Origin of the sequence: Amycolatopsis sp. NPDC049252, assembly GCF_043197175.1 — a bacterium.
Lineage (GTDB): Bacteria > Actinomycetota > Actinomycetes > Mycobacteriales > Pseudonocardiaceae > Amycolatopsis.
The window spans coordinates 1-16,399 of the sequence record NZ_JBICSQ010000126.1; the positions used below are offsets into that span (position 1 = coordinate 1).

Below are 16,399 nucleotides of genomic sequence, written 5' to 3' on the forward strand. Positions count from 1 at the left end.
GGTTTTACTCGGCGCCGAAGCCCGGCGAGCCCGCGATGGTCGCGGTCCGGCTGCCGTCCGGGCGCTGGCTGACGGTGTCGGGTGCGCGGCCGGAAGCCGTGCTGGTGGCCGTCGCCGACGGCGTCCAGCTCGACCCCGCACCCGACTACCGCTGGCTCGGCCGGGCTACCAGCTGACCGTCGGGAACCAGATGATCCCGAGCCGGCCGAGCACGCGCACGTCCCAGTAGAGCAGCGTGAACGTGCCGCCGACGAGCAGCGCCGCGCCCGTCACGGCGGCGACGCGGCCCGGCTTCGCGGCCAGCCAGCGCTGCACGCGCCCGCCCGTGGCGTGCGTCAGGATCAGGAACAGCACGCCCATGATCACGATGTTGCCGAGCGACTGCAGGGCGAACGCGGCGGCGCCGTAGAACACGTTGTGCTGCTCGGCGGCGCTGCGGAACATGATCCGGAACAGCGGGTACGGCCGGCCGATGAGGAACCCGCCGATCAGCGCGCCCATCAGGACCAGCGGGGTGGCCGGGTGGCGGCGGGTCAGCCCGCCGATCGGGTTGCCGATCACCCCCAGGGATACCAGGCCCAGCACCAGGAACACGAGGCCGACGACACCGAAGGCGACCATCGACTGGATGCTGCGCGGCGTCAGCCCGCCGGCCTGCGAGGTGTCGAACTGGGGCATGCGCGTGCCGACGAGCGCGACGATCACGCCGTAGACGATCGACACGGTGAGCATGCCCGCCGCGATCCAGCCGAGCGGCTTGAGCGTGGTCGCGAACCGCCGTTTCTCCCCCGCCTGGCCGCCGACCAGCGGCGCGACCGCGCCGAACGCGGCGATGTTGCAGGCGGTGAACGAGCCGGCGAGACCGGAGACGAACGCGAACAGCGTCCCGGCCAGCACCCCACCGATCGGGGTGGCCTTCGCGTCGTAACCGAGCAGCGTGTTGGCGACGCTGTCGCCGATCACCGAGTCGACGAACGGCGCCGACCAGATCGCGGTCAGCGCGAACCCGGCCAGGACCGCGAGCACCACGAGCCTCGCCCGGTGCGCGGGATACGGTCCCGCGCCGAAGAAACCCGCTTGCGGATGAACCGGAACTTCGTGTGTGACGGCCATCTACACCCTCCAGTGTGCGGGAAAACCCAGCCCGCAAAGCGTTGCAAATATTCCATTGAAACGCTTCCGCCGAACTGCGCCTCTGGGTTGGGCCGGAAGCGTGCTTGACGCCGCGACCTCGGCGAGCGCAGAATTAAACGCATGACTAATTCTGCGCTCGAGGTCACCGGCCTGCGGGTCCGCCGCGGCGGGCGGCCGGTGGTGCGCGACGTGAGCTTCGCGGTGCCGCGCGGCTCGGTCACCGGGCTGCTCGGCCCGAGCGGCTGCGGCAAGACGACGCTGATGCGCGCGGTCGTCGGCGTGCAGATCGTCGAAGGCGGCACCGTCACCGTGCTGGGGCTGCCCGCGGGCAGCCCGCCGCTGCGGCACCGGATCGGCTACGCGACGCAGAACCCGGCGATCTACGCGGACCTGACCGTCCGCGAGGCGCTGCGCTACTTCGCCGCGGTGCTGCGCGCCCCGGCGTCCGATGTGGACCGGGTGATCACCGAGGTCGGGCTGTCCGACCACGCCGGGAAGCTCGTCGGCTCGCTGTCCGGCGGGCAGCACAACCGCGCGAACCTCGCCGTCGCGCTGCTGGGGAAACCGGAACTGCTGGTGCTGGACGAGCCGACCGTCGGGCTCGACCCGCTGCTGCGCGACGAGCTGTGGGCGCTGTTCCGCCGGCTCGCCGAAGGCGGCGCGACGCTGCTGGTGTCCAGCCACGTCATGGACGAAGCCGCCCGCTGCGACCGCCTGCTGCTGATGCGCGAGGGCGTCCTGCTGGCCGACGACGCGCCGGCGGAGCTGCGGCGGCGGACCGGCGCCGCCGATCTCGAGCAGGCGTTCCTCCACCTCGTGCGGGTCGCGTCGTGAACCCCGCGCTGACGCTCGCCACCACGCGGCGCATCCTCGACCAGCTGCGCCACGACCCGCGCACGGTGGTGATGCTGGTCCTGGTGCCGACGCTGCTGATGATCCTGCTGCGGTACGTCTTCAACTCGACGCTGGTGTTCAGCCACGTCGCGCCCGCGCTGCTCGGCGTCTTCCCGTTCCTGATCATGTTCCTGATCGCGTCGATCACGACGTTGCGCGAGCGCACCACGGCCACGCTGGAACGGCTGATGACGCTCCCGATCGGCCGGCTAGACCTGCTCTTCGGGTACGCGCTGGCCTTCGGCGCGATCGCCGTCGTCCAGGTCGCGCTCGCGGCGGGCGTCTCGCTGTCCTGGCTCGGCCTCGACCTCGCCGGGTCCGTCGGGATGCTGCTGGTGATCGCCGTCCTCGACGCGCTGCTGGGCATGGCGCTCGGGCTGTTCGTCAGCGCGTTCGCCCGGACGGAGTTCCAGGCCATCCAGTTCATGCCGGTGTTCGTGCTGCCGCAGATCCTGCTGTGCGGGCTGTTCGTCCCGCGCGAGGACATGGGCTGGCTGCTGAGGTGGCTGTCGGACGTGATGCCGTTGTCCTATGCGGTCGAAGCGCTGAACCGCGTGACGGCGTCTTCGACGGTGGACGCGGTGATCCTGCGGAACCTGGTGGTCGTCGCCTGCTGCGCGCTGCTGGCGCTGGTCCTCGGCGCGGCGACGCTGCGGCGCCGGACGCCGTGACTACCGTGGTCCCATGGCATCCGAAACGGACCGGCTCGCGGCCGAGCGCTACGTCGTCCTGACCACGTTCCGCAAGGACGGCCGTGCCGTGCCGACCCCGATCTGGGTGGCCGGCGACGGCGGTGAGCTCGTCTTCAACTCGGTCCGGAACGTGGGCAAGGTCAAGCGGATCCGCAACAGCGGCCGCGTCGAGGTCCAGGCCTGCGACCTGCGGGGCAAGAAGACGCACGGCGCGGTCGTGAGCGGCCAGGCCCGGCTGCTGGACCTCGACGAGACCCGGCGGGTCCAGCAGGTGATCGGGCGCAAGTACGGCGTCCTCGGGCGCGTGTCGATGTTCTTCTCGAAGCTGCGTGGCCCGGCCGACCGGACGGTCGGGATCGCCGTCAAGCTGAGCGAGTGAAGCTCCGGAAGCCGCGGCGCAGGTAGTTCGGCAGGGCGTTCGGGTGGTCGAGGGTCGAGGTGTGCAGCCAGACGCGCCGCGCCCCCGGCACCGCCCACGCGTCCGCGACCACGAGGGTGAGCGCGTACCCGCCGAACCCCTTCCCGACGAACTCGGGCAGCAGCCCGAACGTCGTGATCTCGACGTCATCGCCGTCCTGTGACTCGAAGTCCGCCGCCCCGGCGACCTCACCGCGGTACTCGACCAGCCGGTACCGCCGCCGCGGTTCGGCGAGCCACTGCGCCCACTCGCCGTCGGTGCGTTCGGCACTCGGCCACCGGTACGGCGTCCCGATGCGCACGTGCAGGTCGCGGATGAGCGGCGAAGCCTCGACGGCCCGCAGCGTCACGCCGTCGACCGGCGGCGCCGGGTTGAGCTGGTCGGCCGCGGTCATCTCGAGCTGGGTGACGATCTCCTCCACCGCGGCAACCTAGTGGTTCGGCGGGGTCCTGTCAGCCGCTTTTCGGTGTCAACCAGCCGCGCGCATCGCCGCCGCCATCGCCGCCGAGTCGTGGTCCGGGCCGCAGCCTTCCACGATCACCAGGTCACCCGGGATGTGGTCCGCGCGCAGGCGCAGGATCGCCCGGTAGGCGGGCGAGTCGTACCACTCCCGCGCCGCCGCGACGCTCGGGAACCCGATGACCACGAGCGCGCCGGGCCATTCGCCTTCCAGCACCTGGACACCGGCGCCGTGCACGACGAACTTGCCGCCGTACGGATCGAGCGTGGCCTGGATGCGTTCGAGGTACTCGAAGACGTCCGCCGGCAGCACGGCGGGCGGACGCAGGTGCGCGATCCCGTAGGCGTTCATGGTGGTCCTTTCGTTGTCCTGAAAGGAATCCTTCTCGCCCGCGCGCCCCGCGTCGATTACCCCGAAGGTAACCCTCAGACCTTCGCGACCGCCGCCAGCGCCTCGGGCAGCGTGAACGCGCCCGCGTACAGCGCCTTGCCGACGATCGACCCCTCGACGCCGTCCGACTCCAGGCCGGCCAGCGCGACCAGGTCGTCCACACTGGACACGCCGCCGGACGCGATGACCGGGGCGTCGGTGCGGGCCACGACCTCGCGCAGCAGGTCGAGGTTCGGGCCGCGCAGGGTGCCGTCCTTGCTCACGTCCGTCACGACGTAGCGGGACGCGCCGTCACGGTCCAGGCGGTCCAGGACCTCCCACAGGTCACCGCCGTCGGACGTCCAGCCGCGCGCCGAGAGCCGGTGCCCCGCCTCGGTGATGCGCACGTCGAGGCCGATCGCCACGCGGTCGCCGTACTCGCCGATCACGCGCGCGGTCCACTCCGGATCCTCGAGCGCGGCGGTGCCGAGGTTGACGCGGCGGGCGCCGGTGGCCAGCGCGGCCTTCAGCGAGGCGTCGTCGCGGATGCCGCCGGAGAGCTCGACCTGGACGTCCAGCCGGCCGACGACCTCGGCGAGCAGTTCGCGGTTGCTGCCCTTGCCGAACGCGGCGTCGAGGTCGACCAGGTGGATCCACTCGGCGCCGTCGCGCTGCCAGGCCAGCGCGGCCTCCAGCGGGCTGCCATAGGAGGTCTCGGTGCCGGCCTCGCCCTGGACGAGTCGCACGGCCTGGCCATCGGCCACATCAACGGCGGGAAGCAGCGTGAAAGTCACGCCGTAACTCTAGGGCGGAGACCCGCGTCACCCGGTCAGAGGGTCGCGAGCCAGTTGCGCAGGAGCTGGGCACCGGCGTCACCGGACTTCTCCGGGTGGAACTGGGTCGCCCAGAGCGGCCCGTTCTCCACCGCCGCGACGAAGTCCTCGCCGTGGTTGGCCCAGGTGACCTTCGGCTCGCGGCCGGGCAGGCCCGACTCCAGCTCCCACGTGCGGGCGGCGTAGGAGTGCACGAAGTAGAAGCGCTCTTCCGGGTCGAGGCCCGCGAACAGCTGCGAGTCCGCCGGCGCGCGCACGGTGTTCCAGCCCATGTGCGGCAGGACGTCGGCCTTCAGCCGGTCGACCGTGCCGGGCCACTCCCCCGTGCCCTCGGTCTCCTCGCCGTGCTCGACGCCGCGCTCGAAGAGGATCTGCATGCCGACGCAGATGCCCAGCACCGGACGGCCGCCGGCCAGGCGCTTGCCGATGATCCGCTGCCCCTTGACCGACAGCAGGCCGGCCATGCAGGCGGAGTAGGCGCCGACGCCGGGCACGACCAGGCCGTCGGCTTCGACGGCGGCATGCGGGTCGGCGGTGACCTCGACTTCGGCCCCGGCGCGCGCCACGGCGCGTTCGGCGGAGCGGAGGTTGCCGGAACCGTAGTCGAGAATCACCACACGAGACACGCACCCAGCGTAGCCGTCGCCCTCAGCGGCGCTCGAACGAATAGACGTCGGTCACGGTGTTGCACGGCGCCGGCGGCACGACCTCGACGCGCAGCACGCCGGCGTCGTAGTCGACGCCTTCCGGGGTGAAGGTGCCGGTGCAGGTGCTGACCAGCGGAACCTGGCTGATCTCGCGCACCTTCGCGGTGACGTCGTGGCCGTTCACGGGCCGCGGCAGGTCGATCTGCAGGAGCTGCAGGTTGGTCGGGAACAGGTCGTTGTTCGGGTCGCTGGTCGCGCAGACCAGCCGGGTCGCGCTGACGAAGTCACAGCCCTGCGCGCTGCGGATGTGGTGGTCGAGGTGGATGCGGGCGGCGACCGGCAGGTCACCGGCGACGCGCGGGGCGCGCGGGTTGAGGAACGGCGTCGGCGAGACGTACAGTCGGTCGATCTCCCCGAGCGGGCCGGAGACCAGCCACTGACCGTCCGGGGTGGCCGCGACCTGGGCGTTCGCGTTGGCGGCCGGCTCGTCGGGCAGCAGCGGGTGGACGAACTCCGTAGTCGTCCCGTCGGGCTCGGTGACCAGGTACATCTTCTTGGCCGGCGTCGGGGTCACGGTGTCCTGGTAGACGTCGAAGACGTAGCCGCGCAGGGAGTCGGGGTCGCCGACGTGGCCCCAGCCCTCGTCCTTGAGCGGCTGCGGGATGGTGGCGCCGTTGCGGTAGACGGTCTCCGGCGCGTGCCCGGGCCGCCGCAGGGTGGTGATGCCCTCGCCGCTGACCCGGTTCTCGGCGGTCGTGTGGCCCACCTGGCGCCAGTGGCCCGTCCGAGCTGTGGCGACACCGGTGGTGGCGAGCAGGGCCGCGGTGGTCAGGGCGAGCAGACTTGCCGTCCGCAGTGCGCGCATGTGCGCTCCTTGAGGAGTTGAGGCCATGGCGGCGGCGACGCGATTCTGCCATGGGTGGGTGACGCGCCGGAAGAATCTTGAAGACCTGCGTTTCGGCGTCCCGGCCGCTGGGTATCTAGCCACCCGATCGTGTGAGCGCGCTTCGGCGCGCCCGAAACGCCAGGAGGCGGAGATGGCCGAGAACGATGTGCTGTCCCAGATGCTCGACGCCTGGCGCGACGACGTCGAAAGCGTTCCGTTCCCCCAGTTCAACGAACTGCTGATCCCCCGCCAGCAGGTCCGGCCACTGGCCGAGCGCCGCTGCACGGCCCGGCCTTCTGTCGCCCGCGTGACGAACGCCACGCGGAGAACAGACGCCTGACTGTGGTTTCCTGCGGGGACCGCATCGACGCGTCCCCTTGGAGCCCCTCATGAGCCGCACTCCGGACCCGCACGACTTCCTGGACCTCGACGCCGGGCTCGCCGACGAGGAACGCGCCATCCGCGACGCTGTGCGCGCGTACGCGAAGGACAACCTGCTGGACCGCGTCGCCGACTGGTACGAAACGGGCGCACTGCCCGCGTCGGAGCTGGCGAAGGACTTCGGCTCGCTCGGGCTGCTGGGCATGCACCTGGAGGGGTACGGCTGCGCCGGCACCAGCGCGGTCGCCTACGGCGTCGCGTGCCGTGAGCTGGAGGCCGTCGACTCGGGCCTGCGGAGTTTCGTGTCGGTGCAGGGCTCGCTGGCGATGTACGCGATCCACAAGTGGGGCAGCGAGGAGCAGCGGCAGGAGTGGCTGCCGCGGATGGCCACGGGCGACGCGCTGGGCTGCTTCGGGCTGACCGAGCCGGACGCCGGCAGCGACCCGGGCGCGATGCGGACGCGCGCGGTGCGCGACGGGTCCGACTGGGTGCTGTCGGGCTCGAAGATGTGGATCACCAACGGAACCGTCGCGGACGTCGCGGTCGTCTGGGCCCAGACCGACGACGGCATCCGCGGCTTCGTCGTCCCGACGTCGACACCCGGCTTCACGGCGAACGAGGTCAAGCACAAGCTCTCCCTGCGGGCGTCCCTGACGGCCGAACTGGTCCTCGATGGCGTACGGCTCCCTTCAGATGCCGTATTCCCCGAGGTGCGCGGCCTGCGGGGCCCGCTGTCCTGCCTGAACGAGGCCCGCTACGGCATCCTGTTCGGCGTCGTCGGCGCGGCGCGGGCGTGCTACGAATCGGCGTTGGAGTACACGCTGTCGCGCTCGCAGTTCGGGAAGCCCTTGGCCGGGTTCCAGCTGACCCAGCGCAAGCTGGCCGATCTGGTCGTCGAGGTCAATCGTTCGGGCCTGGTGGCGCTGCAGATCGGTCGGCTCAAGGACAGCGGCCGGCTGCACCACAACCACGTCAGCTTCGGCAAGATGGCGAACGTCCGATCGGCGATCGAGGTGGCCCGCACGGCCCGCACGATGCTGGGCGCGAACGGGATTTCGCTGGAGTACCCGGTGATGCGGCACATGGCGAACCTCGAGACGGTGCTGACGTACGAAGGCACCGAGGAGATGCACGCGCTGTCCCTGGGCCAGGCGGTGACGGGGCTCTCGGCGTTCCGCTGATCCGTTTTTGTCGGTGGTGCTGGTTACGGTGCTGGTATGTCGTTCGCTGAGTACGAAGCGGTACTGGAGCTGCGTCGCTACACCCTGCACCCGGGGCGTCGCGACGAGCTGATCGAGCTGTTCGAGCGCGAGTTCGTCGACCCGCAGGAAGCGGCGGGCGCGCACCTGTTCGGCCTGTTCCGCGTGCCGTCGTCCCCGGACGAGTTCCTGTGGCTGCGCGGGTTCCGTTCGATGACCGCCCGGAAACAAGCGCTGGAGGCGTTCTACTTCGGCCCGGTGTGGAAGGAGCACCGCGAGGCAGCGAACGCGACGATGATCGACTCGGACAACGTCCTGCTGCTACGCCCGGTCCTACGCGGCCTGGTGTCTCCGCCCCCGGGATCGGAGCTGTACCTGTCTCTTTCGGCGCCGCCTTCGGACGCTTTCGCGGTGTTCGAGACGGAGCCGTCCGCGAACAACTTCCCCCAGCTCCCGGTCCGCGAAGACGGCCCGTTTTCGGTGTCGTTCAGCCGTACGGGCCCGGGCACGTTCGTGGAACCGACGTCCCGGTCACTGCTCCGGTGAGAGCAGCTCGGTGAGCCCTCTGGGGTAGAGGATCTTGCGACCGTCACGGAAGTCCGCGAAGTCGACCCACCGCGCGGTGGCGTCGTCGTCGAGGATCTTGAACTCCGGTTTGGCGTACATGCCGGGATCAGTGAACTCGGCGTCGAACATGAAGGCGATCTCGTGCCCCCGCCGTCCCCGCCAGACGTAGACGTTCTCGAGCACGCCGATCCGTTCGCCGACGGTCACGTCCGCGGCAAGCTCCTCGACGAACTCGCGCTTCAGGGCGTCCTGACTGACCTCACCGAACTCGATCCCACCCCCGAGCGGCCGGTAGAAGGTCTCGTCCTTGAGCTCATCACGCCCTTCGAAGACGAGTAGAGCATCCCCTCGCCAGATGACCCCGAGCACAATCGGCCGAATCGTGGACGCCATGCCCCCCACGCTATTCCCTTCGAAGGATCCAGCCCAGCCACGCCACACCGGATACGGCAAACGCCACGGCCAACCCGACCGCCCATCCAGGTCCGAGCACACCCGCCACCGCGACCACAATGATCACGATCGGCGGCACGACCCACGGCGAAACCGTCATCCCACCTTCCCCACTTTGTCGACTGAGCCAGCATGCTGACCTAACATGGTCGGATCCTGGAGGGCGGGGTGAGGGCCATGCGCAGACTTCGGCTCGTTCTCGCCCTGATCGCCGTCTTCGACTACGGCAAGGGCCCGCTGACCCCACCCGGCGAAGGCGAGGGCAAGTCCGGCAACACGCGGTGCCCGAGTTGCGGAGGCGTTCTCCGCAGGCGTGGGGACAAGTCCCACTGCCGCAAGTGCGCACGGGTGATTCATAAGCCTCCCGGGGACGGCTGACCATGGCCGGAACATCCTTGCCGGATGCCGCGGTCGGGCTGGGCAACCGGATCGGCCGCTACTTCAGCGTCGTGAGCGTGCTCCCCGCGCTCTTCCTGGTCGTGTGGACTGCCGCCTTGGTCACGAGCGACGCCTGGCAGAGGAAACCGGACCCTGCCCTGATGGTGCGCCGACTCGGGGGCTTGAACCTCAGCGGCGCCGCTTGGCTCATCCTGATCACCGTCATCGTCGCACTGTTCTTGCATCCGTTGCAGCTTGGGATGACTCGCCTGCTAGAGGGGTACTGGGGCAGTTCACGACCGGCCAGGATGCTCCTGCGGAGTCGCATCACGCACCACCGAAAACGACTCGCTCGCCTTGAAGACCGCGAGCTCGCCTTGACTGAGGAGCGCGACGCCGCCCTCGACACTCTGCTGACCCAGATTAGGGACATCCGACATCCATCCACCATGGACCCCTCGGCGCTCGCGGAAGCGAGAGAGTCCATGTTCGGCAGCGATTTCGCGCACCGACTGAGCGGGCTGCAAGCAGCACTGGCCACAATCCCCCATGCACTGGCACGCTATCCGCGACCAGAACGGATAATGCCCACGAGGCTGGGAAACATACTCCGTTCGGCGGAGGACGCCGCCGGGAAACACTATGCGATAGACGCTATCAAAACAGCGCCTCACATCGCACTTGTCGCTCCGGAAAACCACCTCAGCTATCTCGACGATGCCCGCCAGCAACTGGACACCTCCGCGAGGCTTTGCGTGGTGGCACTTCTCGCCACCTTGGAGACCGCTGTCTTCCTGCTGTTGGACGGATGGTGGCTCCTGCTCGCACTCGTCCCGTATTCGCTGGCATACATCGCCTACCGGGCATCCATCGCTGCCGCCGCGCAATACATGGGAATCGTCAGCACCGTATTGGACCTCAACCGATTCAGGCTCTACGAGGCCTTACACCTCGAACTCCCGCGAAACCCAAGAGAAGAACGCGCGAAGAATCGCGAACTCATGAACCTGCTACATGGCTCCGAGAAGGTTCGGCTGTACTACAAGCATCCCGCCGCCGGTACCCCCAGCACCGGCGCCGCGCCCTCTACTCCCCCAGGAACTCCCTGATCGACAACCCCAGCGACCCGGCATCCAGCCCATGTGCCAGGTCGTGGTCCGCGATCTCCCCGTAGGTCCGCACCTCCGCATCCCGCCGCACCCCCAACGACCGCAGCCGATGCGGCACGTCCGACAGCGCCTCCGCAACCCAATGCGCCGAAGTCCCCGCCAAATACGGCTCGACCAGCACCACATCGGAAGCGGAAGAGAGCACCGCCGAACGCAACCCGGCCGCATCAAAAGGCCGGATCGTCGACGCGTACAACACCGTCACGTCCAGGCCGGAAACCGCCTGCAACACCCGATCCAGCACCGGCCCGACCGCCACCACGACCCCGCGAGCACCCGACCGCAGCCGCGTGAACCCCACACCAAGGTGCGGCGACGCGTTCTCCTGAGCCGAAAGCCGCAGGTAGACGCGCCCATCCCCGGGAATCGACTCCAGCAGCAGGCGACGCGCCTCCGACGGATGGCCCGGGACGTGCACCGTCCAGCCAGGCAAAGAATCGATCAGCGCCACGTCGCCCGGGGCCTGGTGGGTGCGGCCCGCCGTCGGCATGTCGTACGACGCTCCGTACGACACCAGGACCCCGCCCAGCTCCTGGTGCGAAAAGTCCAGCTTGATCTGCTCGAACCCGCGCTCCACCAGGAACGACGGGAACGTGTGCACGATCGGCCGCAGGCCCGCCAGCGCCAGGCCGGCGCCGGTGCTGACCAGCAGCTGCTCGCGGATCCCGACGTTGATCACCCGGTCCGGGTGCCGCCGCGCGGCGGAGGCCAGCTGGGCCGCCGAGATGTCGGCGAGCACGATCGCGACGTCCGGGTCGGCGTCGAGGATCTGCTCCGTGGTTTCCAGGAACGTTTCTCGCATTGAAAGCATGTCAGCCCTTCGGTTCGACGACGGCTACGACCGCGAGCGGCCGGCCCGGGTGCGGGGCGGTGAAAGCGTCGTACAGCGCGTCGTGGTCGCGGCCGGACACCGTGCGTGTCTCCCAGCCCTCGACGTCGAAACGGCGCGCGATGCCGCCCGGCCAGCCGCGCGTCGACGACTGGTTGTCGACCACCACCGTCGTGAGGTTCTCGAGTGCGCTGCGCGCGGCGACGACGATCGCCTCGTGGTTCGAGCCCTCGTCGAGCTCGGCGTCGCCGACCAGCGTCACCACCTTCGGCGTGAGCAGGCCGCGGGCGCGCAGGCCCAGCGCCGTGCCGAGGGCGATCGGCAGGCCGTGCCCCAGCGAACCGCTGGAGATTTCGACGCCCGGGATCCGGCGCCGGTCCGGGTGGTGCCCGAGCCGCGACACCGGGTCGGACCACGTCGGCAGCTCCGCCTCGTCCAGGAAGCCTTTTGCCGTCAGGACAGCGTAGTACGCCATCGGACCGTGCCCTTTGGACAGCAGGAACCGGTCACGGTCCGGCTCACGGAAGTTTTCGGTGGTGATGTCGAGCACGCGGTCGTAGAGCACCCACAGGACGTCCACAGTGGACTCGGCGGCGGCGCGGTGCTTGTCGTCGCCCGTCATCAGCGAGATCAGTCGGGGCAGCTCGGCGTAGCCCGGTTCGGTCGCAGTGGTCATGCTCCGACCATGCAACCTCGACTAAACTCGAAGTCAAGGATAGCCTGAGCTGGTGACGAGGCTCGCTGAACATCTCAGCATCGGACAGGTGGCCGACCGCAGCGGGGTGCCGCACACGGCACTGCGGTTCTACGAGGAGAAGGGGCTGATCGCCTCGGAGCGTTCGGCGGGCAATCAGCGCCGCTACGCGCGCTCGGTGCTGCGGCGGATCGCGTTCATCCGCGCCGCGCAACGGGTCGGGCTCTCCCTCGAGGACATCAGTGGGGCGCTGGCGACCCTGCCCGTCGACCACGCTCCGACGAAGGCCGACTGGGCGCGCCTTTCCCGCGACTGGCAGCATGAGCTCGACGCGCGGATCGACGCCCTGCAACGCCTTCGCGACCGCCTCACCGGCTGCGTCGGCTGCGGTTGTCTCTCCCTGCGCAGCTGCGCGCTCTACAACAACGACGACGAGCTCGCCCGCTTCGGCCCGGGCGCCGGCAAACTGCGTCCCGCGGTCGAGGGCGGCATCTAAATCGCTTGCCCGCGGCGGGATCCTGGGGAAGCAATGAACGAAAAAGAAATCACCCGCATCTCGAAGCGGCTGGCGCTGCACCTGCGCCACGACCCCGCCGCGATCGGCCTCACCCTCGCCCCGGGCGGCTGGGTGGCGGTCGACGCACTGCTGCGCGCATTGGCGATCACCCGCGAGCAGCTCGACGAAGTCGTCGAGACGAACACCAAGCGCCGGTACGCCTTTGACGAAACCGGCACGAAGATCCGGGCGAGCCAAGGCCACAGCGTCGAGGTCGACCTCGGACTGCCGGACGCGACGCCGCCGGACGTGCTCTACCACGGCACGGTGGCGAAGTTCCTCGACGCCATCCTGCGCGAAGGCCTACGCCCGATGCACCGGCACGCGGTACACCTTTCGGCGACGCTCGACACGGCCCGCGTGGTCGCCGCCCGCCGCGGCAAGCCGGTCATCCTGCGAGTCGACGCCGCGTCGATGAGGGCCGCTGGCCACACGTTCCAGGTGAGCGCGAACGGCGTGTGGCTGACCGCCGCGGTACCACCGGAACACCTCCACCGCCTGGGCTGACGCGCGTACCCGGCGGGTCGGCCCACGTGCCTGGACGGTCGGCCCGCGTACCCAGAGGGGTCGGCTCGCGTACCCAGCGGGTCGGCCCGCGTGATCGGAAGCCGAACTCGCGTGATCGGAAGCCGAACTAGCGTGATCGGACGCGAGACTCGCGTGATTGAACGCGAGACTCGCGTGATCAAAGGGGTATCGCGTGTGACCGGAGGGCATCTCGCGTGATTGAGCGCGTGTCTCGCGCGATTGAGGGGCATCGCGCGTGATTGCGGGGTCGACTCCCGAGACCGGGAGGGGTTAGCGGGTTGAGACGGGGAGGTGGGCGCGGCGGCGGGGGCGGCCCAGGAGTCGGCGGCCGACGTCGAGCAGTTCCGTACGGAGTTCTTCGTCGTCCAGGCCTGCCAGGTCCGGGGAGCCACCCGCCATCGCGATGCCCGTCAGGGCCACCATCGCGTTGACGCGGGCCGTCGTGTCCGGGTCCGGGCCCGACAGGATGCCCAGCAGCGCCTGGCCGAAGCCCTCCATGCCGCCGTGGGCCGACTTCTCGATCGCGCGGATCAGGCCCGGGTCGCTCGAGAACAGCGCCACCAGCGTGCGGTGCCGGACCACCAGGTCGACGAACCCCTCCAGCAGCAGGTCCACCTGCGCGCCCCGGCGCTTCTGCGCGGCCGCGCGCAGCACCAGCTCGTCCAGGTCCCGGATGCCCGGCTCGGCGACCGCCTCGGTGATCTCCGCCTTCGTCTTGAAGTGGTAGTAGACCGCGGCCTTCGTGATACCGAGCGCGTCGGCGATCATCTGCAGCGACGTGCCTTCGACCCCGTGTTCGGTGAACAGCCGCAGCGCGGTGTGCAGCAGTCGGGTCCGGGTGTCCTCGGCCGGGCCGGCGGTCATTCTTCCTCCTCAGCGAGCCGTCGGAGCGTACGTCACGGCCTCCACCGCGAGCAAACCGGTTACTTGCCGAACGGCTAGCGAAGCACTTGCTGTTCGACAAGTCACATACTTGCCGATCGGCTTGGACGCCTCCTTGCCGATCGGCTAGCTTGGGGAGTAACCAGATGGAGTGAACCCACCCCGTTCGGGTGAAACGGAGCTGACTCGTGGCAACCTTCCTGTACCGGCTAGGCCGGTTGTCCTTCCGGCGGCGCGCGCTGATCGCGGCCGTCTGGGCGGCCGTACTCGTGGCCCTCGGGCTGGGGGCGCTGACGCTGTCGGGCCAGCTGTCCAACTCGGTGACCATCCCCGGCACCGAGTCGCAGCGGGCGATCGACCAGCTGACCGAGAAGTTCCCGCAGGCCAACGCCGGTGGCGCCACCGCGCGCGTCGTGATCGAGGCCCCGGCCGGGACCACGGTGACCGACGCCAGGGGCAAGGCCACCGTCGAGTCGCTCGTCGGGCAGCTGAAGACCGCGCCCAAGGTGTCGAGCGTCGTCGACCCGTTCCAGGCCCAGTCGATCTCGCCCGACAAGCGCGTCGCACTCGCGCAGGTCAGCTACGGCGCGAAGGCCTACGAGCTCACCGACGCGGATCGCCAGGCGCTGCTGAACACCGCGAACGCCGGCCGCGACGCCGGGTTCACCGTCGAGTTCGGCGGCGACGCGGTGCAGGGCATCCCCGAAACCGGCGCGACCGAAGGCCTGGGTGTCGCCGTCGCGGCCGTCGTGTTGATCATCACCTTCGGCTCGCTGATCGCGGCCGGGATCCCGCTGCTCACCGCGCTGATCGGCGTCGGCACCGGGATGGGCGGCATCTTCCTCGCGTCCGGCTTCCTCGAGCTCAACTCGAACACGCCGATCTTGGCGTTGATGATCGGGCTGGCTGTCGGCATCGACTACGCGTTGTTCATCGTCTCGCGCTATCGGCACGAACTGAGCCTCGGCCGCGACCCCGAAGAAGCCGCGGGCCGCGCCACCGGCACCGCCGGGTCCGCCGTCGTCTTCGCCGGGCTCACCGTGATCATCGCGCTGGCCGGGCTGACCGTCATCGGCATCCCGTTCCTCGGCCAGATGGGCGTGGCCGCCGCGGTCACCGTCGCGGTCGCCGTGGTCATCGCCCTGACGCTGCTGCCCGCGATCCTCGGCTTCGCCGGGAAGCGGGTCGCCGGGAACCGCATCCGGCTGCGCCGCAAGCCGGTCGAGACGACGCACGGCGAGCGCTGGGCGCGGTTCGTCGCCCGCCACCGGTGGCCGGTGCTGCTCGTGGCGGTGGCCGGGATGGCCGTCGTCGCGCTGCCCGCGCTCGGCATGCAGCTCGGCCTGCCCAACGACAGCACCGCCGCGCCGGAGTCCACGCAGCACAAGGCGTACGAGATCGTCAGCCGCAGCTTCGGCGAAGGCGCGAACGGGCCGCTGCTGGTCGTCGTCGACGTCGGCTCGAGCACGAACCGCCAGGCCGCGCTGGGCCAGGCCGCGACCGACATCCAGAAGCTGCCGGACGTCGCCGCCGTCACCCCGCCGAAGGTCAACCAGACCGGTGACACGGCGTTGCTCTCGGTGATCCCCAAGAGCGGGCCGAGCAGCACCCAGACCGAGGATCTCGTCGCCGCGATCCGCACCGAATCCGGCACGCTGCAGGAGGCGACCGGCGCGAAGCTGGCCGTCACCGGGCAGACTGCGGCGAACATCGACGTCTCGGAGAAGCTGTCCGACGCGATGCTGCCCTACCTCGCCCTGATCGTCGGGCTGGCGTTCATCCTGCTGATGCTGGTGTTCCGCTCGGTCGTGGTGCCGCTGAAGGCGACGATCGGCTTCCTCGGCTCGGTCGCCGCGACGTTCGGTGCCGTGGTCGCGGTGTTCCAGTGGGGCTGGCTGACCGGCCTGCTCGGGGTCGAGTCGACCGGGCCGATCATGAGCATGCTGCCGATCCTGCTCATCGGTGTCCTCTTCGGACTCGCGATGGACTACCAGGTGTTCCTGGTGACGCGGATGCGCGAGGAGCACGTTCACGGCGCCGAACCGCAGGAGGCCATGGTCACCGGCTTCCGGCACGGCGCCCGCGTGGTCGTCGCGGCGGCGCTGATCATGATCAGCGTGTTCGCCGGGTTCGTCCTGGCCGAGTCGACGCTGATCCAGTCGATCGGCTTCGCGCTGGCGTTCGGCGTGCTGGTGGACGCGTTCGTGGTCCGGATGACGCTGGTGCCGGCCGTGATGTCCCTGCTCGGCCGCGGCGCCTGGTGGCTGCCGAAGTGGCTGGACCGGATCCTGCCGGACGTCGACGTCGAGGGCGAGAAGCTCACGAAGCACCTGGACGACGCCCCGGGTGACGACCCGCGCGAGCTGGTCGGCGCGAGCCGCTAGCCACCGTCCGTGAATGGCCCATTGAGGGACTCTAAGTCCCTCAATG

General features: G+C 69.8%; 20 protein-coding genes. 10 read left to right on the forward strand and 10 right to left on the reverse strand.

Annotation, left to right across the window (positions count from 1 at the left end; translation table 11 throughout):
• Window positions 1-165 precede the first annotated feature (165 nt).
• Window positions 166-1,113 carry a hypothetical protein gene (locus ACGFMK_RS46300; RefSeq protein ID WP_392777573.1) on the reverse strand — a complete coding sequence of 316 codons (948 nt, stop codon included), beginning with the start codon at window positions 1,111-1,113 and terminating at the stop codon, window positions 166-168.
• Window positions 1,114-1,254: 141 nt separating this feature from the next.
• Here ACGFMK_RS46300 and ACGFMK_RS46305 point away from each other — a divergent pair, with 141 nt between their 5' ends.
• The 3 genes from ACGFMK_RS46305 to ACGFMK_RS46315 are packed head-to-tail and all read left to right on the forward strand — an operon-like array spanning window position 1,255 to window position 3,099.
• Entirely contained in the window at window positions 1,255-1,968 is a 714-nt protein-coding gene (locus ACGFMK_RS46305) for an ABC transporter ATP-binding protein (protein WP_392777576.1), read from the forward strand.
• Window positions 1,965-2,699, forward strand: coding sequence for an ABC transporter permease (locus ACGFMK_RS46310; RefSeq protein WP_392777579.1), 735 nt, complete (start codon window positions 1,965-1,967; stop codon window positions 2,697-2,699). The genes ACGFMK_RS46305 and ACGFMK_RS46310 overlap by 4 nt, the downstream gene beginning before the upstream one ends.
• A 13-nt stretch (window positions 2,700-2,712) precedes the next feature.
• The gene (locus ACGFMK_RS46315; RefSeq protein WP_392777582.1) at window positions 2,713-3,099 is read left to right on the forward strand and encodes a PPOX class F420-dependent oxidoreductase; all 387 of its coding nucleotides are present in this window, start codon (window positions 2,713-2,715) and stop codon (window positions 3,097-3,099) included.
• Here the strand turns inward: ACGFMK_RS46315 and ACGFMK_RS46320 are convergent.
• The 5 genes from ACGFMK_RS46320 to ACGFMK_RS46340 all read right to left on the reverse strand — a co-directional run bounded on the left by ACGFMK_RS46320 (window position 3,083) and on the right by ACGFMK_RS46340 (window position 6,312).
• Window positions 3,083-3,559 (reverse strand): GNAT family N-acetyltransferase, encoded by a 477-nt coding sequence (locus ACGFMK_RS46320; RefSeq protein ID WP_392777585.1) that lies wholly within the window; start codon window positions 3,557-3,559, stop codon window positions 3,083-3,085. The genes ACGFMK_RS46315 and ACGFMK_RS46320 overlap by 17 nt on opposite strands.
• A gap of 48 nt (window positions 3,560-3,607) precedes the next feature.
• On the reverse strand, window positions 3,608-3,949 hold the full coding sequence (locus ACGFMK_RS46325) for a DUF1330 domain-containing protein (protein ID WP_392777588.1): 342 nt from the start codon (window positions 3,947-3,949) through the stop codon (window positions 3,608-3,610).
• Between the two features lie 74 nt (window positions 3,950-4,023).
• Complete coding sequence (gene priA, locus ACGFMK_RS46330) at window positions 4,024-4,761, reverse strand: bifunctional 1-(5-phosphoribosyl)-5-((5-phosphoribosylamino)methylideneamino)imidazole-4-carboxamide isomerase/phosphoribosylanthranilate isomerase PriA (RefSeq protein ID WP_392777591.1); 738 nt, start codon at window positions 4,759-4,761, stop codon at window positions 4,024-4,026.
• A gap of 35 nt (window positions 4,762-4,796) precedes the next feature.
• A complete protein-coding gene (gene hisH / locus ACGFMK_RS46335) occupies window positions 4,797-5,417 on the reverse strand; it encodes an imidazole glycerol phosphate synthase subunit HisH (RefSeq protein ID WP_247064093.1) in 621 nt (206 codons plus the stop codon).
• Window positions 5,418-5,448: 31 nt separating this feature from the next.
• Complete coding sequence (locus ACGFMK_RS46340) at window positions 5,449-6,312, reverse strand: hypothetical protein (protein ID WP_392777594.1); 864 nt, start codon at window positions 6,310-6,312, stop codon at window positions 5,449-5,451.
• A gap of 172 nt (window positions 6,313-6,484) precedes the next feature.
• Between ACGFMK_RS46340 and ACGFMK_RS46345 the strand changes: the two genes are divergently transcribed.
• The 3 genes from ACGFMK_RS46345 to ACGFMK_RS46355 are packed head-to-tail and all read left to right on the forward strand — an operon-like array spanning window position 6,485 to window position 8,459.
• Entirely contained in the window at window positions 6,485-6,673 is a 189-nt protein-coding gene (locus ACGFMK_RS46345; protein ID WP_392777597.1) for a hypothetical protein, read from the forward strand.
• 49 nt (window positions 6,674-6,722) lie between these two features.
• Entirely contained in the window at window positions 6,723-7,895 is a 1,173-nt protein-coding gene (locus tag ACGFMK_RS46350; protein ID WP_392777600.1) for an acyl-CoA dehydrogenase family protein, read from the forward strand.
• A 36-nt stretch (window positions 7,896-7,931) separates the two neighbouring features.
• Complete coding sequence (locus tag ACGFMK_RS46355) at window positions 7,932-8,459, forward strand: NIPSNAP family protein (protein ID WP_392777603.1); 528 nt, start codon at window positions 7,932-7,934, stop codon at window positions 8,457-8,459.
• On the opposite strand, the gene ACGFMK_RS46360 is transcribed toward ACGFMK_RS46355, so the two are convergent.
• Complete coding sequence (locus ACGFMK_RS46360; RefSeq protein ID WP_392777606.1) at window positions 8,445-8,873, reverse strand: NUDIX hydrolase; 429 nt, start codon at window positions 8,871-8,873, stop codon at window positions 8,445-8,447. The two genes, ACGFMK_RS46355 and ACGFMK_RS46360, sit on opposite strands and share 15 nt — an antisense overlap.
• A 440-nt stretch (window positions 8,874-9,313) precedes the next feature.
• Here ACGFMK_RS46360 and ACGFMK_RS46365 point away from each other — a divergent pair, with 440 nt between their 5' ends.
• Entirely contained in the window at window positions 9,314-10,420 is a 1,107-nt protein-coding gene (locus ACGFMK_RS46365) for a hypothetical protein (protein ID WP_392777608.1), read from the forward strand.
• Here ACGFMK_RS46365 and ACGFMK_RS46370 read toward each other — a convergent pair.
• A complete protein-coding gene (locus ACGFMK_RS46370) occupies window positions 10,398-11,291 on the reverse strand; it encodes a transketolase family protein (protein WP_392777611.1) in 894 nt (297 codons plus the stop codon). The genes ACGFMK_RS46365 and ACGFMK_RS46370 overlap by 23 nt on opposite strands.
• Before the next feature lies 1 nt (window position 11,292).
• Entirely contained in the window at window positions 11,293-11,985 is a 693-nt protein-coding gene (locus ACGFMK_RS46375) for a thiamine pyrophosphate-dependent enzyme (protein ID WP_392777614.1), read from the reverse strand.
• 52 nt (window positions 11,986-12,037) lie between these two features.
• Between ACGFMK_RS46375 and soxR the strand changes: the two genes are divergently transcribed.
• Both soxR and ACGFMK_RS46385 read left to right on the forward strand, forming a co-directional pair.
• Entirely contained in the window at window positions 12,038-12,499 is a 462-nt protein-coding gene (gene soxR / locus ACGFMK_RS46380; protein WP_392777617.1) for a redox-sensitive transcriptional activator SoxR, read from the forward strand.
• Between the two features lie 33 nt (window positions 12,500-12,532).
• Complete coding sequence (locus tag ACGFMK_RS46385; protein ID WP_392777620.1) at window positions 12,533-13,066, forward strand: RNA 2'-phosphotransferase; 534 nt, start codon at window positions 12,533-12,535, stop codon at window positions 13,064-13,066.
• Window positions 13,067-13,357: 291 nt separating this feature from the next.
• On the opposite strand, the gene ACGFMK_RS46390 is transcribed toward ACGFMK_RS46385, so the two are convergent.
• Window positions 13,358-13,951 (reverse strand): TetR/AcrR family transcriptional regulator, encoded by a 594-nt coding sequence (locus ACGFMK_RS46390; protein ID WP_392777623.1) that lies wholly within the window; start codon window positions 13,949-13,951, stop codon window positions 13,358-13,360.
• Between the two features lie 206 nt (window positions 13,952-14,157).
• Here ACGFMK_RS46390 and ACGFMK_RS46395 point away from each other — a divergent pair, with 206 nt between their 5' ends.
• Window positions 14,158-16,353 carry an MMPL family transporter gene (locus ACGFMK_RS46395; RefSeq protein ID WP_392777625.1) on the forward strand — a complete coding sequence of 732 codons (2,196 nt, stop codon included), beginning with the start codon at window positions 14,158-14,160 and terminating at the stop codon, window positions 16,351-16,353.
• Window positions 16,354-16,399 lie beyond the last annotated feature (46 nt).

Coding starts and splice junctions, on each gene's coding strand:
- ACGFMK_RS46305 (WP_392777576.1), top strand. CDS start 1,255: ATGACTAATTCTGCGCTCGAGGTCACCGGCCTGCGGGTCCGCCGCGGC.
- ACGFMK_RS46375 (WP_392777614.1), bottom strand. CDS start 11,985: ATGACCACTGCGACCGAACCGGGCTACGCCGAGCTGCCCCGACTGATC.
- ACGFMK_RS46315 (WP_392777582.1), top strand. CDS start 2,713: ATGGCATCCGAAACGGACCGGCTCGCGGCCGAGCGCTACGTCGTCCTG.
- ACGFMK_RS46345 (WP_392777597.1), top strand. CDS start 6,485: ATGGCCGAGAACGATGTGCTGTCCCAGATGCTCGACGCCTGGCGCGAC.
- ACGFMK_RS46325 (WP_392777588.1), bottom strand. CDS start 3,949: ATGAACGCCTACGGGATCGCGCACCTGCGTCCGCCCGCCGTGCTGCCG.
- ACGFMK_RS46360 (WP_392777606.1), bottom strand. CDS start 8,873: ATGGCGTCCACGATTCGGCCGATTGTGCTCGGGGTCATCTGGCGAGGG.
- ACGFMK_RS46350 (WP_392777600.1), top strand. CDS start 6,723: ATGAGCCGCACTCCGGACCCGCACGACTTCCTGGACCTCGACGCCGGG.
- ACGFMK_RS46355 (WP_392777603.1), top strand. CDS start 7,932: ATGTCGTTCGCTGAGTACGAAGCGGTACTGGAGCTGCGTCGCTACACC.
- ACGFMK_RS46365 (WP_392777608.1), top strand. CDS start 9,314: ATGGCCGGAACATCCTTGCCGGATGCCGCGGTCGGGCTGGGCAACCGG.
- ACGFMK_RS46340 (WP_392777594.1), bottom strand. CDS start 6,312: ATGCGCGCACTGCGGACGGCAAGTCTGCTCGCCCTGACCACCGCGGCC.
- ACGFMK_RS46390 (WP_392777623.1), bottom strand. CDS start 13,951: ATGACCGCCGGCCCGGCCGAGGACACCCGGACCCGACTGCTGCACACC.
- ACGFMK_RS46385 (WP_392777620.1), top strand. CDS start 12,533: ATGAACGAAAAAGAAATCACCCGCATCTCGAAGCGGCTGGCGCTGCAC.
- ACGFMK_RS46300 (WP_392777573.1), bottom strand. CDS start 1,113: ATGGCCGTCACACACGAAGTTCCGGTTCATCCGCAAGCGGGTTTCTTC.
- ACGFMK_RS46370 (WP_392777611.1), bottom strand. CDS start 11,291: ATGCTTTCAATGCGAGAAACGTTCCTGGAAACCACGGAGCAGATCCTC.